Raw genomic sequence first — 14,110 nt, forward strand, 5'->3', positions numbered from 1 at the left:
ACTGCGAAGGATAACCGCCAGACGCAAAGCCAGTTTAAATGCGCTGCGTGTGGTTATGAGGCGAACGCCGATGTGAACGGCGCTCGCAATATTTTAGCGGCGGGACACGCCGTTTTAGCCTGTGGAGGCGTGGTGCAATCAGGCCGCCCGATGAAGCAGGAACCCGGTACTGCGCGAGCAGCTATCACCCAGTAATGGGAATCCCCCTCCTGTGACGCGAAGCGCTAAGGTGGGGGAGGATGTCAATTCCCTCAACTACACCTCCGGCACCACGGGGAACCCCAAGGGGGTGGTCTATCACCATCGCGGCGCCCACCTCAATGCGGTCAACAATGCCCTCTCCTGGGAGCTGCCCAAGCACCCGGTCTACCTCTGGACCCTGCCGATGTTCCACTGCAACGGCTGGTGCTTCCCCTGGACCCTGGCGGCCACCGCCGGGGTGAGCGTCTGTCTGCGCCACGTGCAGGCGGCGGCCATCTACGGGGCGCTGCGCGAACACAAGGTGAGCCATTTCTGCGCCGCCCCCATCGTGCTCAATATGCTCAACAATGCCGATCCGGCCCTCAAGCAGGGACTCGACCACCCCGTCAAGGCGATGACGGCGGGGGCTGCGCCGCCCGCCACCGTGATCGCCGGCATGGAGGCCATGGGGATCGCCGTGACCCATGTCTATGGCCTCACCAAAACCTATGGCCCCTGCGTGGTGTGCGAGCCGCAAAGACGCTGGCAGGGGCAGGATGCCACCACCCTCTCCCGTCTCAAGGCGCGCCAGGGGGTGGCCTCCCCCCTGCAAGGGGAGATGCGGGTCATCAACCCCGTCAGCGGCGAGCCGGTTCCCATGGATGGCAAGACCCTGGGAGAGATAGTGCTGCGGGGCAACATCGTCATGAAGGGCTACCTCAAGAACCCGTCGGCGAGCGAGGAGGCGATGGCACAGGGATGGTTTCGAAGCGGGGATCTCGCGGTCTGGCACCCGGACGGCTATGTGGAGATCAAGGACAGATCCAAGGACATCATCATCTCCGGCGGGGAGAACATTTCCAGCCTGGAGGTGGAGGACGTGCTCTATCGCCACCCCGATGTGGAAGAAGCCGCGGTGATCGCCATGCCGGACGAGACCTGGGGGGAGGTGCCCTGCGCCTTCGTCAAGCTCAAGGAGGGGCGCGAGCTCACCCAGGCCGAGCTCATTGCGTTCTGCCGCGAGCAGATGGCCCACTTCAAGGCCCCCAAGCACATCATCTTCACCCCGCTGCCCAAGACCTCCACCGGCAAGGTGCAAAAATTCATGCTGCGCAAGCAGTTGGCGTGACGACAAAGGCGCCGCGCCATCAACGGGCCTGCGGGCCCGTTTTGTGTTGCGCGATGCAAAGAAGCAGGGCCTCGCCGGTAGCGGTCGCCAGCCAACAAGACGTGCCTTTCGAGCCCGTCCCGGCTTACCATGGCCGCCATGTCCCGCCAGCCTGAGGATGCCTGTGAGAAAATCGGACCGTCTGTTTCAACTGACCAACCTGCTGCGGGCGCATCAACCCCTGACCGCCCGGGAGCTGGCGACGCGCCTGTGCGTGTCGGAGCGCACCATCTACCGCTATATCGACGATCTCTCTTTGGCGGGCATTCCGGTTTACGGGGAAGCCGGGCTGGGCTATCGGCTGAGCGAGGGGTTCGAAATGGCACCGTTGCAACTGAGTGCGACCGAGCTGGAGGCCCTCATCACCGGGGTGAACCTGGTGGCGGTGCTGACGGGCAAGGGGATGGCCGATCCGGCCCGCGCCCTGCTCGCCAAGATTGAGGCGGCCCTGCCCGCCAAGGAGGCTCGGGCACCTCGCGTCCCCGTGGTGCGGGTGCCTGACTATTCCACGGCGCAGCCTGCATACGCTCGCTGGGACAGGTTGCACGACGCCATCACGGCCGGTCACTGGCTGCACATTGGCTACCGGGATGCCAGCGCCAGCAGGACGGAACGCCAGCTCTTTCCCCTCGGGCTCTTCTACTGGGGCGGATGCTGGACGCTCGGCGCCTGGTGTGCGCTGCGCCGGGCCTACCGGGATTTCAGGGTGGATCGCATCGACACCCTGGCGCCGTGCCGTCAGGGGGAAGGGGCGCCCCCTGGCGCGACCCTGGCCGATTACCTTGCCCTGCGCCAGTCGGATGCGTTTCCCCCTGGGCGCAGTGGCGCCGAAAAAGTCATTCAGGACTGACACAAGGCTGTCAGTAGCCCTTCGTTATGCTGGGTTCTCCAGACCATCCACAACGGAGAAAACGAGATGATCATCAAGGGTGACATGCAACAGGCAGGGGGCGTCGAATTTGCCACCTTCAGGCTCAGGGAAGGGGTGACGGAGGCGGATTTGCTCGCCCTGTCACGGCGGGTCGAGTCCGAGTTTCTTCTTCAGCAATCCGAGCTCATCATGCACTGCCTGCTGCGCGGCGCCGACGGCCTCTATGCCGATGTGGTGATGGCCCCCAGCCAGTCGCTGGTGGAAGCCTATTGCCAGCAGTGGCTGCACAACGACGTGGCAGGGGAGTACCTGACCCTGCTTGACCATCACTCGGTCAACATGAGCTTCTGGACCCGTATCGGCTGAGGGCGGCGCGGGGCCTGCCATCCCCCGGCGAGGGGGCAATCATGAAATGAAACGGGCCCACAGGGCCCGTTTTGTTGAACAGAATTCAATAATTACTTGGTGTGGCGCTCATGCAGGCGCTGCACCACATCCTTCAAACCCAAGCCTTCGTTTTGCAGCAAGACTGTCAGGTGGTAGAGCAGGTCAGCGGATTCGTTGATGAGCTCTTCCCTGTCTTTCGCCATGGCGGCCAGGGCCACTTCCACCCCCTCTTCACCCACCTTCTGGGCGATGCGCTTGGTGCCTTTGCCATAGAGGCTGGCGGTGTAGCTGGTGGCGGGATCTGCCCCTTTGCGTGATGCCAGGATCTGTTCGAGCTCGGCCAGGAAGCCGAGCGGCGGCACGGGGTGGCCGTCGAAGCAGGAGGGGTTGCCCAGATGGCAGGTGGGGCCGACCGGGTCGGCGGCAATGAGCAGGGAGTCCTGATCGCAGTCGGTGGTGATGGCGACGAGCTTGAGCACATGACCCGAGCTCTCGCCCTTGGTCCACAGGCGCTGCTTGCTGCGGCTGAAGAAGGTGACCTGGCCGGTGGTCTGGGTCTTTTCCAGCGCCTCGCGGGTCATGAAGCCCTGCATCAGCACTTCGCCGCTGAGGGAATGCTGGACGATGGCGGGGATCATGCCCTCACACTTGGCCCAGTCCAGGCGCTCGGCCAGCGGCAATGCATTGTCTACTGCTTGATTATTCACGGATGGCGACTCCTTCGTTTTTCAGCCAGCGTTTCAATTCGGGAATGGGAATGAGGCCCTTGTGGAACACGGAGGCGGCCAGCGCCCCGTCCACGTCGGCCAGGGTAAAGGCATCGCGAAAGTGCTCCATGGCCCCGGCGCCGCCGGAGGCGATGAGGGGCACCTTGCACACGGCGCGCACCAGCTTGAGCTGCTCAAGGTCGTACCCCTGACGCATGCCGTCCTGGTTCATCACGTTGAGCACTATCTCTCCCGCGCCCCGGCGCTGCACTTCCTGTACCCACTCCAGGGTGGTCCAGGTGGTGGTGCGGGTGCGGCTCTCGTCGCCGGTAAACTGTTTGACCTGATATTGACCGAGGGCGGCATCGAAGTAGGAGTCGATACCCACCACCACGCACTGCACGCCGAAGCGCTCGGCGAGCCGGGTGATCAGGGTGGGATCGGCCAGGGCGGGGGAGTTGATGGAGACCTTGTCGGCACCGAATTCCAGGATCTGGCGGGCATCCTCCACGCTTTTGATGCCGCCGGCGACGCAGAAGGGGATGTCGATGACTTCCGCCACCCGGCTTACCCAGCTCTTGTCCACTACCCGTTCGTCGCTCGAGGCGGTGATGTCATAGAAGACCAGCTCATCGGCGCCCTCGGCGGCGTAGCGGCGGGCGAGGTCGACAATGCCGCCCATCACCTCGTGGTTGCGAAACTGCACGCCCTTGACCACCACGCCATCTTTGACGTCGAGACAGGGGATAATACGCTTTGACAACATGCTCATTGCTCCATGTAAAGCACGGTTAAAGAAACGTCGTTCTGCCGCCGGCGTTGGCCCGGGCGGCGGACGGGAACACGGTTGGCATGCCTTGAACGGGGGCCCATGAAGGGAGAAACGACAGGCCCGGCAGGCCGTCTCGTCGCCTCTGGGCACCCCACTATATGCATGACTTCATTCAGTGATTCAACCCTTTGTCGCCCTTGACCTGCCCCGGATGGCAGGCTGGCGCCTCGGGGAGGGGAGCCCGATCGTCCGGGTGGGTCTCGTCCGTTGCCATATGCTGGCGCAGGGTGAGCAGGGCGGCATCAAAATCAAACGCCTTCAGTTGCCTGGTCAGGGTGTCGCTGCGAGACCCCAGCATGAGGCGAAGGGGACCGGAATACTGCTCGTAGAGGGGGATCACGGCGGTGTCGCTTTGCACCAGCAGGGCTTCCATCTGGCCCAGCAGTTGCTGGCGCCACTGATCCCCCAGAGGCACCAGATCGGTGGTCGGGGCGGCGAGATCGTCCCCGAGCAGAGCGCAAAGGGCGGCGATCTCTTCATCGATGGATGACATGAGTCCGGTGGGCTCAGTGTTGCCGTCCGCGATGGCCTGCTCCAGGGCCAGGCAGTGGCGCGACAGCTCATGTGCCCCCAGGGTGCTCGCCACGTCGCGCAGGCTATGGACCATGCGGGTTGCATCGCTGTGCTCCCCGGCCTGCAAGTGGCGGTGCAGCCGGGTCATGTCCTGGCCATGCTCATGGATGAAGTCGCGAAGCAGGGCCAGGTATTTCTCCTGATTGCCGTTGAGGGCCGCCAGCCCCTGGTCGAGATCCAGACCCGGGTGTGCCTGCAGGCGGGCAAGGGGGCCTGTCACGGGATGGCGAGTGCTGTCGTCCGGGGCAAGCTCGGGGACCTTGCCTTGGGGCAGCCAGCGCTGCAGGGCTTCAAACAGCTTGGCGGGGGTGACGGGCTTGGCAATGAAATCGTTCATGCCGGCCGATGCGCTCGCCTTTCTGTCCTCCTCGAAGGCGCTGGCGGTGAGCGCCAGGATGGGCAGCCTGTCCATGCCGGGCAGGGCCCGGATGGCGCGGGTGGCGCTGTAGCCATCCATCACTGGCATCTGTATGTCCATCAGGATGAGGTCGAAGGGGTGCTGGCTGACGAGGGCCAGGGCCTCCTGGCCGTTGACGGCCGTCTCGATGACGAGGCCGCTGTGGCACAGGAGCTCGAGCACCACTTCCCGGTTGATGGCGTTGTCTTCCACCAGCAGGATCCGGGCGTGGCGAGGGAAGCTGAAGGCCTGTTGGTTCCCCTGCTCGGACGGGGTCCGGGAAGGAGCGTCCTCTTTTGCCTTGAACAGCCTGGCGGTAAACCAGAAGCAGCTTCCCTGGCCTGGCTCGCTGGTGACTCCGACCTCACCCCCAATCAGGGCGGCGATCCGGCTGGTGATTGCAAGGCCAGTGCCGCCATATCTGCGAGTGGTGGAGACATCCGCCTGTTCGAACGCCTGGAACAGCTTCTCGCGCTGCGCAGGGGTGATGCCGATGCCGGTATCTTCCACCTCGAAGCGCAGCAGGTAGCCGGTGGTGAGGGGGCGGGCCAGCCTGACGCGCAGGGTGACGGTTCCCTGCTCGGTGAACTTGATGGCGTTGGTCGCATAGTTGAGCAGGGCCTGGCGCAGGCGGGTGATGTCGCCGTGCACCCAGGCGGGGGTATCGCCGATGTCCGTCACTATGGTGAGCCCCTTGGCCCTGGCCTGGTCGTTCATCAGGGCGCGGACGTTGTCCAGCATGGCGGTGAGGGTGAAATCGGTCAGCTCCAGCGTCATCTTGCCCGCATCGATCTTGGAGAGATCCAGGATGTCGTTGAGGATGCTGAGCAGGTGCTGGGCGGCAGTGTCTATCTTGGTCAGCCGTTCGAGGTCGGTGGGATCCCGGGTGTCGCGCTTGAGCAGATAGGTGAGCCCCAGGATGGCATTCATGGGGGTGCGGATCTCGTGGCTCATGTTGGCAAGGAAGGCGCTCTTGGCGTGGTTGGCACTTTCGGCCCGCTGGTGGGCCTGGGCCAGCTGCCGGGTGCGCTCGTTGACCATCTCCTCCAGGTGGTAGCGATACTGGTCCAGCTCCTCGCCGAGCTGTTTCTTCTCGGTGATGTCGGCCTGGACCGTGACGTAGTGGGTGATTTCACCGCTCTCCTGGCGGATCGGCGACACCGTGGCCAGCACCTGGTAGTGGGAGCCATCCTTGCGCTGGTTGATGAATTCGCCATGCCAGCGCTGGCCGTGGTTGATGGCATCCCACAGGGCGACATAGCTGGCATCCGGGGTGAGGCCAGAGCGCAGCAGGGACGGGGTCCGGCCTATCACCTCGTGCTGCTGGTAACCGCTGGCGGCGAGGAAGGCGGGGTTGACGTACTCGATGCGCGCCCGGGTGTCGGTGATGAAGACGCCGTCAGGGCTCTGTTCGAGGGCCAGGGACAACTGGCGCAACTGCTGCTCGGCCAGCTTGCTCTGGGTGATGTCCAGATGGATGCCAAGGAGGCGCACGGGCCGTTGCTGGGCGTCCCGATAGACGCTCCCTTTGCTCACCAGCCAGCGGATGCCGCCATCTGGCAGCAGGATCCTGAACTCCAGCTCGACGGGGGCGCCGCTGACCGCCCGCTCCGCCAGCAACTGCTCGATGTGCGGCCTGTCATCCGGATGCAGGCAGGCTTGCCAGGCGGCCAGCTCGCCGAGCGCCTCGGCACTGCGGCCATAGAGGCGGGCGCATTCCGGCGAGAAGAAGAGACGGTTGCTGACCATGTCCCATTCCCAGATGCCGACATGGGCCCCTTCCTGGGCCATCAGCAGGCGCTGTTCGCTCTCGCGCAGGGCGCTGCTGACGGTTTCGGCGCGCACCCGTGCACTGATGGCGTCGTCCATCAGGTTCAGGGCTGCGAGGCGAGCACGACGCTGGGTATCGAGCGCCATCTGCTGATTGTGTTGCAGGCGCTGCTCCGCGAGCTTGCGCTCCGTGATGTCCTGCACGGTGCCGTAGAGCTCGAGTATGGTGCCATCCCTGTCCCTGAGCGCCGCCCCACGGGCAATGACCCAGGCGGTCTCCCCCTGCTCCGTGATCACTTCGGCATCGCACTCGTAGGGCTGCCCGTCCAGCCTGCAGCGCTCGACGGCCTGGGCCACCGTGTGCCACCCCTCCTGGGTGAAGTATTTTCTGACCTCGGGATAGACGGCGGGGGGGAGGGCCGGATCCCGGCCATAGATGCGATAGATCTCCGGTGACCAGAAGTGGCTGTCATCGGCCACGCGCCAGCGCCAGTTCCCTATCTTGGCGAGACGCTGGGACTCGCGCAGTATGGCTTCATTGCGGCGCAGCGCCTCCTCGGTCTCCTTGTTCTGCCGGTTGTCCTCGATGATGGAGATGAAGTAGTCGGGATTGCCTTCGGCGTCGCGCACCAGGGCCACCGTCAGAGTGGTCCAGATGATCTCGCCCCCCTTGTGCAGGTAGCGCTTCTCCAGGGTGTAGTGGGGGATAGTTCCCGCCAGCATCCGGGCCACATGGGCCTCATCGAGGTAGAGATCGTCCGGGTGGGTCAACTGCTGGAACGTCATCCCGGTGAGCTCGTCGGCCCGGTAGCCCAGGATGTGGCACAGCCGCTGATTGACACGCAGCCAGTGTCCATCGGGGGAGACCAGGGCGATGCCGACCGCTGCCTGTTCGAAGGTGACCTGGAAGCGGTTCTCGCTCTGCTGCAACTGGTTCTGGGTGTTCATCAGCTCCTGCCAGCGCAGGACCTCTCTGGCCCGGGCGCGATGAAAGGCGGCACTGAGCACGCTGATGAGCAGACCGTTGGCGATGAGCAGGCACCATTGCACCAGATCCTGGCCAGCCTCGACACTCAGTGAATAGATGGGGGGGAGCATGAAATAGCTGGTGACCAGGGCGGTGATCAGGGTGCAGAGCAGACCAGGCAACAAGCCCCCCAACAGGGCGCAGACGATGATGGGCAGCATGAAGAGAACCAGCAGCGGTCGCTCACCAAAGGCGATGGGCAGCTGGACACGGATTTGCAACATCAGAACGGGCAGCAGCACGGCCAGCAGGGAGATCCCCCAGCGCTGGGTAGAGGGGCGCACATGCCACAGGGGTGACCAGCTCATCATGGGAGATCCTCCGGTGGCATGGGGGCCTGGGGATAGGGGGGCGGCACTCCGAGCTGACGGGAGAGCCCGTTGATCTGGTGCTTGAGGGCCAGCATGGCGAGCTCCCTGTCCACCATCACCTTGTTGAACCGCTCCAGCTCATGGTTCTGCTGGCGCAGCTCGCTGGCCTGGCGGGTCAGGGCCTGTTCAACCTGCTCCCGTTCGGTGACATCGAGCAGAATGCCGATGATGGCGGGCTGGCCGAGGTAGTCGACGCGCCGCCCGTACAGCTCGACCTCCAGGGATTCCCCGTGCTGATGCAGGGCACTGAAGCGGGTGTGGATATCGCGCGCGTCCTGCTCGCACGCGTGCACCAGCTCGGCGACCCTGGTGCTGTCCTTGGGAGCGGCAAGGGCGTGTAACTGGCCAACGGCGATCAGCGCCCCCGGGGTGTCATAGCCAAACAGTCGGGCAAAACAGGGGTTGATGTAGCAGAGCCGACCCTGCTGGATGATGTAGATCCCGGCAAGGGATTGCTCCACCAGGGCACGGAACAGCCCCTCGCGCTCTCGCAAGTCGGCCTCGGCCCGTTTGAAGTCCGTGATGTCCCGAGAGATGCCGAAGATCCCGATCACCTGCCCCTCGCTGTCTTGCAAGGGGCCTTTGGTTGCGAGAAACACATGCTCGCCATCGGGCAGGGTCAGGTACTCCTCCTCGGTCTGCACCCGGTTGCGCTCTATGACCTGGCGCCCGGATGCCATCAGCATCTGCGCCTGCTGCGGCGGGAAGAGCGTCAGATCATCCTGGCCCAGCACCTCGTCAACCGGCTTGCCGACAAACTGGCTGGCGGCCCGGTTGAAGAGGATGTATCTGCCCTCCTTGTTCTTGGCGAAGATGGCGTCTTCCGAGCTGTCGGCGATGGCGGAGAGCAGTTGCAACGCCTCCAGCCGCTGGGACTGGGAGTGCTGAAGCTGCTCGGCCATCTGCAGCCGGGTGTGCTGGCGCAGCAGGATGATGCCGGCGTTGGTGACAAAGAGCACCAGCAGGCCGATGAGACCGATCCAGACGCTCTCCTTGAAGGTGGCCTGGTAGAGTTCCGCCTTGTCGATCTTGGCCAGCAGGTACCAGTCCGTGTTCATGACCGGATAGACAACCCCGAAGACCTCGCTGCCCCGGTAATCCTGGCCATAAAGCACCTGGGGCGTGCCGCGTTCGGCGAGCCGCAAATACTGGGCTGCCAGCAGGGTGGGGTGGGTGACGGGATAGTGCAGGGTGAGAGCCGGTTCCGGGCGATAGCGCAGGCTACTCAGATAGTGGACCTGATCCCCCTGCTGGCGAAACAGAATGGCTTCTCCGCTGCTGTCTGGGATGGGCCAGGTACGAAGGATGCGATCGGCCCAGTCAGTACCGATGATGTGCAGCGCGAGGACGGTGGTCCCGTGGCCTGACGGGCCGAGGGGAGCCAGAAAATCCAGTCTGGCGTATCCCTTTCCATCGACATAGGGGGCCACTCTGAGCACCTTGCCTGCCTCAACCCGGGAAAGGGCGGCCTGCAGGGGACTATTCACGGGGCCAGCCCCCGGGGTCTGCCACAGGATATGGCCGGCAGGATCAAGCAGGGTCGCCCCCTGGAATCCACGCAGCGAGAGGACGTCCTGCAGTTGTGTCAGCCACTGTGTCTTTGCCGTCAGCCCATCAGGAGGCAGGGCACCATAACGCGGGCTCTCGATGATCTGGCGGACATCCTGATCGCGGTTGTCGAGCCATTCGGTGATGCGCCGGCTTTTGAGATCGGCGATGGCTTCGAGACGGGCCACTTCCGTGTCCCGGGTCAGTTCGATGTTGCGGGCGATGGCCATGGCGGTCAGGGCCAGGATGAGCCCGTTGAGCAGCAGGAAGGGGATCCACTGACGCCGGGAGAGGGCGGGCGTCACCGCTGGCTGGCTGATGCGACGACGCAGCATGGCATAAAGCATGAGGGCCGTGATGAGGATGAAGAGCCAGCCCTTGATGGTGCTTGCCATGGCGAACTGGGCAGGGGTGCTGAACAGCCACTCCACCGCCTTGTCGGAGAGCAGGATCCACAGGCTTGCCACGGCGGCATAGGTGAGCACGACGTTGAGCACATGTGCCCGGGTCAGAGGAGCCTCAGCCATCCACGGCCTCGCTGCCATCCTGGTAGCGTTCGGCAATGGTGACGAACGCGTCGAAATGGCGATCGAAGGCGGTCACGACATCGGGATCGAAATGGTGGCCGCTGCCGGAGAGGATGAGGGCGCGAGCCTCGTCGTAGCTCATGGCCGGCTTGTAGACCCTGGCGCAGATGAGGGCGTCAAACACGTCTGCCAGCGCCATCAGGCGAGCCGAGAGGGGGATGGCGTCCCCTTGCAAGCCGTCCGGGTAGCCGCTGCCATCCCACTTCTCGTGGTGCCAGTGGGCGATCTCCTTGGCCAGGGTGAGGAAGGCCAGGGGCTGCTCCATGTCCTGTTCGGCCTCCTCGATGGCATCGCTGCCGAGCTTGGCGTGGGTGCGCATGATCTGCCACTCCTCCGGGGTCAGCTTGCCCGGTTTGAGCAGGATGTGGTCGGGAATGCCCACCTTGCCGATATCATAAAGCGGTGCGGAGCGGCTCAGCAGGTCGATGTAACCCGGGGTCAGGGTATCGGCGAAACGGGGGTGATCAGCCAGGGCGCTCGCCAGCAGACGCACATAGCCCTGGGTGCGCAGGATATGGTTGCCGGTTTCGGGGTCGCGGATCTCCGCCAGATGGGCGAGGGCGCGGATGGAGACCTGCTGGATCAGGTCGTTTTCCGCCATTCGCCGCGCGACCTCGGCTTCCAGCGCCGCATTCTGGTTTTGCAGGCCGTCACGGGCCTGCTTTGCCTCCAGCTGGGTACGCACCCGGGCCTGAACGACCACCGGCTTGATGGGCTTGGTGATGTAGTCGGCGGCGCCGAGGGAGAGGCCGAACTCCTCGCTTTGGGGGTCGGCGAGGGCGGTGAGCAGAACGACGGGAATACGGCTGCTGATCGGGGACTGACGTAATTGCCTGAGCACTTCATAACCATCCATGCCGGGCATCATCACATCCAGCAGGATGAGGTCAGGCTTTGGATCCGCGCTGACGATGCGCAGGCATTTTTCCCCGCTCTGTGCAGCCAGCACGCGGTAATGAGGCGAAAGCAATTCGGTCAGTACCATCAGATTTTCGGGTGAGTCGTCGACGATCAGGATGGTGGCGTTGTGAGGTGTCAACATATGTCTTCCATGACGCTATCCCTGTGAGGTCGAGTATAGAGCCAATTGCTGCCAAATCATAAGATTCGCCCCCATCGGGGAGAAAGAGGCCTGCCCGGATGGGCAGGCTGTCTGATGCCAGAAAGGGGCGCGTCACGCAGCGCGGCCGTCACCCCAGCAGCGAATGGCTTCTGCCACGTCAAACTTGCCCTCCAGCAGGGCACGGCCGAGGATGATCCCCTTGACGCCGGTTCCCTTGAGCGCCTCGATATCCGCCAGACCGCCGATACCGCCGGACGCCTGGAAGCCGACGTTCGGGTAGCGGGCACAGAGATCCCGGTAGAGTTCGACGTTGGTGCCCGCCAGGGTACCGTCCCGGCTGATGTCGGTGCAGAGCACGTGTTTAAGTCCGGCGGGGAGGAAGCGCTCGATCAGCGCCTCGATGGAGATGCCGCTGTTCTCCTGCCAGCCAGCCACTGCGATGTGGCGGTTGCCCTGTTCATCGATGTTGACATCCAGGGCCAGCACGATGCGCTCGGGGCCATATTTCTCCATCCAGCTGGCCACCAGATCCGGGGATTTGACGGCGGTGGAACCGATCACCACCCGGCTGGCGCCGGCCGCCAGCAAGTCGGCCACATCCTGTTCGCTGCGCACGCCGCCGCCGACCTGCACCGGTGCCTCGGTGGCGGACAGCAGCTGGGCGATGAGGGCCAACTGGCGGGCCTTGGCATCCTTGGCGCCGTCCAGATCCACCAGGTGCAGCTGCGCCGCCCCCTGGCTGACATAGTCATCGAAGCGGGCCTGCGGGTTGTCGCTGTAGGCGGTTTTCTGGCCGTAGTCGCCCTGATAGAGGCGCACGACCTGACCGTTGATAAGGTCGATTGCGGGAATAATCATGCCTGTCATAGCTCCAGAAAGTTTTGCAGTAGGCGGGCACCGGCCGGGCCGGATCGCTCCGGGTGGAATTGGGCGCCAAAGAAGTTGTCCCGCCCGACGATGGCGGTAAAGGGCAGGCCGTAGCCGCAGGTCGCCAGGGTCGCGTCGGTCACCTCCAGCGCATAGGAGTGGACAAAGTAGAAGTAGCTGCCGCTGGGAATGCCTTTGAGTAGCGGGTGGGTCTCGTCGTGTTCAATCTGGTTCCAGCCCATGTGGGGCAGGCGCAGGTTGCCCACCTCCATCAGGCGGATCCTGCCAGGCACGATGCCGAGGCAGTCGATGAGCGCTCCTTCGCTGCCATCGGCGCTCATGTTCTCTTCCGAGGCCTGTGCCAGCATCTGCATGCCGAGGCAAAAACCGAGCAGCGGCTGCTTGGCGGCGCGAATGAGGGGCACCAGTTCCCGCTCATTGAGGTTCTTCATGGCGGCGATGGCGGTGCCGACGCCGGGCAGGATCAGTTTGTCCGCCTGCTCGATGTCGGTGGCCTTGCAGCTCACCCTGGGCTGCACGCCGAGGCGCTCGAACGCCATGCGCACCGAGGCGAGGTTGGCGCAGCCGGTGTCGATGATGACCAGGTTCTGTTTCCCCATCACAGCACCCCCTTGCTGGAGGGAAGCTCGCTCCCTTCCACGCGAATGGCCTGGCGCAGGGCGCGGCCAAAGCCTTTGAACAGCGCCTCCACCTGATGGTGGGTGTTGCCGCTGCCCACCTTCATCTGCAAGGTGATGGCCATGGCGTCAGAGAGGGAGCGGAAGAAGTGGGGCACCATCTCGGTGGCCATCTCTCCCACGCTGTCGCGACCAAAGCCGCTCGGGCAGTCGAACACGAAGTAGGGACGGCCGCTCAGATCCAGCGCAGTGGCCACGTCCAGCTCGGTCAGCGAGGTGCTGTCAGCCTCCTGGCGGGGACGCCCGTCGATCACCGCCTGCACCTCGTCCATCGCCAGCACGAAGCCGAAGCGGCCGATGCCGCGCTTGTTGCCAAGGGCCTGGCGCAGGGCTTGACCCAGTGCCAATCCCACATCTTCCACCGTGTGGTGATCGTCGATGTGCAGATCGCCGCACACTTTGAGCTTGAGGCGAAAGCCCGCGTGGGTCGCTATCTGATCCAGCATGTGATCGAAGAAGCCGATGCCGGTGGCGATCTGGTTGCCACCGCTCTTGTCGAGATCCACCGCCACCTGGATGCGGGTCTCCTTGGTGTAGCGCTCCACCTCGGCCACGCGCCCCTTGGAGAGCAGCTGATCACGAATGGCAGTCCAGCCGTGATCTTGCGGGTGGTAGCGTATGCCGCGGATGCCCATGTTCTCGGCAAGCTGGATGTCGGTCTGTCTGTCGCCAATCACGAAGGAGTTGGCAAAGTCGATGCGGCCCGAGGCGAGATACTCCTTCACCAGCCCAAGGTGAGGCTTGCGGCAGCTGCAACCGTCGGTGGGGAAGTGGGGACAGATCAGCACTTGCTCCCAAGTGACGCCCTGGGATTCGAAGAGGTGCATCATCAGGTCGTGGGGCGGCTGGAAGTGTTCAAGGGGCAGGCTGGCGGTGCCGAGCCCATCCTGGTTGGTCACCATCACCAGCACGTAGCCGGCGGCCTGGAGCTCACGCAGCACAGGTATCACCATGGGCTCGAAGCGCAGCTTCGCAAGGCTGTCCACCTGCTTGTCGGTGACCGGCTCCTCGATCAGGGTGCCGTCACGGTCGATAAACAAAAACGGGGTTTTCATCGCTACATC

General features: G+C 64.1%; 12 protein-coding genes. 4 read left to right on the top strand and 8 right to left on the bottom strand.

Annotation, left to right across the window (positions count from 1 at the left end; translation table 11 throughout):
- The 4 genes from OKB81_RS05220 to OKB81_RS05235 all read left to right on the top strand — a co-directional run.
- The coding region (locus OKB81_RS05220; RefSeq protein ID WP_247631704.1) for a transposase at window positions 1-195 on the top strand (195 nt) is incomplete at its 5' end.
- A 16-nt stretch (window positions 196-211) separates the two neighbouring features.
- The gene (locus OKB81_RS05225; protein WP_257710145.1) at window positions 212-1,309 is read left to right on the top strand and encodes an AMP-binding protein; all 1,098 of its coding nucleotides are present in this window, start codon (window positions 212-214) and stop codon (window positions 1,307-1,309) included.
- Window positions 1,310-1,499: 190 nt separating this feature from the next.
- Window positions 1,500-2,198 (top strand): helix-turn-helix transcriptional regulator, encoded by a 699-nt coding sequence (locus OKB81_RS05230; protein ID WP_181023102.1) that lies wholly within the window; start codon window positions 1,500-1,502, stop codon window positions 2,196-2,198.
- A gap of 66 nt (window positions 2,199-2,264) precedes the next feature.
- Entirely contained in the window at window positions 2,265-2,585 is a 321-nt protein-coding gene (locus OKB81_RS05235) for a hypothetical protein (RefSeq protein WP_143237504.1), read from the top strand.
- A gap of 92 nt (window positions 2,586-2,677) precedes the next feature.
- Here OKB81_RS05235 and hisIE read toward each other — a convergent pair whose 3' ends face one another.
- From hisIE to hisB, 8 genes are all read right to left on the bottom strand, one after another.
- Window positions 2,678-3,313 (bottom strand): bifunctional phosphoribosyl-AMP cyclohydrolase/phosphoribosyl-ATP diphosphatase HisIE, encoded by a 636-nt coding sequence (gene hisIE / locus OKB81_RS05240; RefSeq protein ID WP_029314506.1) that lies wholly within the window; start codon window positions 3,311-3,313, stop codon window positions 2,678-2,680.
- The gene (gene hisF / locus OKB81_RS05245; protein WP_042881382.1) at window positions 3,306-4,079 is read right to left on the bottom strand and encodes an imidazole glycerol phosphate synthase subunit HisF; all 774 of its coding nucleotides are present in this window, start codon (window positions 4,077-4,079) and stop codon (window positions 3,306-3,308) included. Before hisF ends, hisIE begins: the two co-directional genes overlap by 8 nt.
- Window positions 4,080-4,257: 178 nt before the next feature.
- The gene (locus tag OKB81_RS05250; protein ID WP_270805141.1) at window positions 4,258-8,223 is read right to left on the bottom strand and encodes a PAS domain S-box protein; all 3,966 of its coding nucleotides are present in this window, start codon (window positions 8,221-8,223) and stop codon (window positions 4,258-4,260) included.
- A complete protein-coding gene (locus OKB81_RS05255; protein ID WP_113978458.1) occupies window positions 8,220-10,358 on the bottom strand; it encodes a PAS domain-containing protein in 2,139 nt (712 codons plus the stop codon). The genes OKB81_RS05250 and OKB81_RS05255 overlap by 4 nt, the downstream gene beginning before the upstream one ends.
- The gene (locus OKB81_RS05260; RefSeq protein ID WP_160837503.1) at window positions 10,351-11,460 is read right to left on the bottom strand and encodes a response regulator; all 1,110 of its coding nucleotides are present in this window, start codon (window positions 11,458-11,460) and stop codon (window positions 10,351-10,353) included. Before OKB81_RS05260 ends, OKB81_RS05255 begins: the two co-directional genes overlap by 8 nt.
- A 132-nt stretch (window positions 11,461-11,592) precedes the next feature.
- Window positions 11,593-12,339 carry a 1-(5-phosphoribosyl)-5-[(5-phosphoribosylamino)methylideneamino]imidazole-4-carboxamide isomerase gene (gene hisA, locus OKB81_RS05265; RefSeq protein ID WP_143237505.1) on the bottom strand — a complete coding sequence of 249 codons (747 nt, stop codon included), beginning with the start codon at window positions 12,337-12,339 and terminating at the stop codon, window positions 11,593-11,595.
- Between the two features lie 5 nt (window positions 12,340-12,344).
- Window positions 12,345-12,968, bottom strand: a complete 624-nt coding sequence (gene hisH, locus OKB81_RS05270; protein ID WP_143237506.1) for an imidazole glycerol phosphate synthase subunit HisH — start codon at window positions 12,966-12,968, stop codon at window positions 12,345-12,347.
- Window positions 12,968-14,101: a bifunctional histidinol-phosphatase/imidazoleglycerol-phosphate dehydratase HisB gene (gene hisB, locus OKB81_RS05275; RefSeq protein ID WP_102948496.1), complete on the bottom strand. Its 1,134-nt coding sequence runs from the start codon at window positions 14,099-14,101 to the stop codon at window positions 12,968-12,970. Before hisB ends, hisH begins: the two co-directional genes overlap by 1 nt.
- Window positions 14,102-14,110: the final 9 nt, after the last annotated feature.

Origin of the sequence: Aeromonas sp. QDB56 (assembly GCF_027705505.1) — a bacterium.
Taxonomy (GTDB): Bacteria; Pseudomonadota; Gammaproteobacteria; order Enterobacterales; family Aeromonadaceae; genus Aeromonas; species Aeromonas caviae.

Coding starts and splice junctions, on each gene's coding strand:
- OKB81_RS05250 (WP_270805141.1), bottom strand. CDS start 8,223: ATGATGAGCTGGTCACCCCTGTGGCATGTGCGCCCCTCTACCCAGCGC.
- hisF (WP_042881382.1), bottom strand. CDS start 4,079: ATGTTGTCAAAGCGTATTATCCCCTGTCTCGACGTCAAAGATGGCGTG.
- hisA (WP_143237505.1), bottom strand. CDS start 12,339: ATGATTATTCCCGCAATCGACCTTATCAACGGTCAGGTCGTGCGCCTC.
- OKB81_RS05260 (WP_160837503.1), bottom strand. CDS start 11,460: ATGTTGACACCTCACAACGCCACCATCCTGATCGTCGACGACTCACCC.
- OKB81_RS05235 (WP_143237504.1), top strand. CDS start 2,265: ATGATCATCAAGGGTGACATGCAACAGGCAGGGGGCGTCGAATTTGCC.
- OKB81_RS05255 (WP_113978458.1), bottom strand. CDS start 10,358: ATGGCTGAGGCTCCTCTGACCCGGGCACATGTGCTCAACGTCGTGCTC.
- hisB (WP_102948496.1), bottom strand. CDS start 14,101: ATGAAAACCCCGTTTTTGTTTATCGACCGTGACGGCACCCTGATCGAG.
- hisH (WP_143237506.1), bottom strand. CDS start 12,968: ATGGGGAAACAGAACCTGGTCATCATCGACACCGGCTGCGCCAACCTC.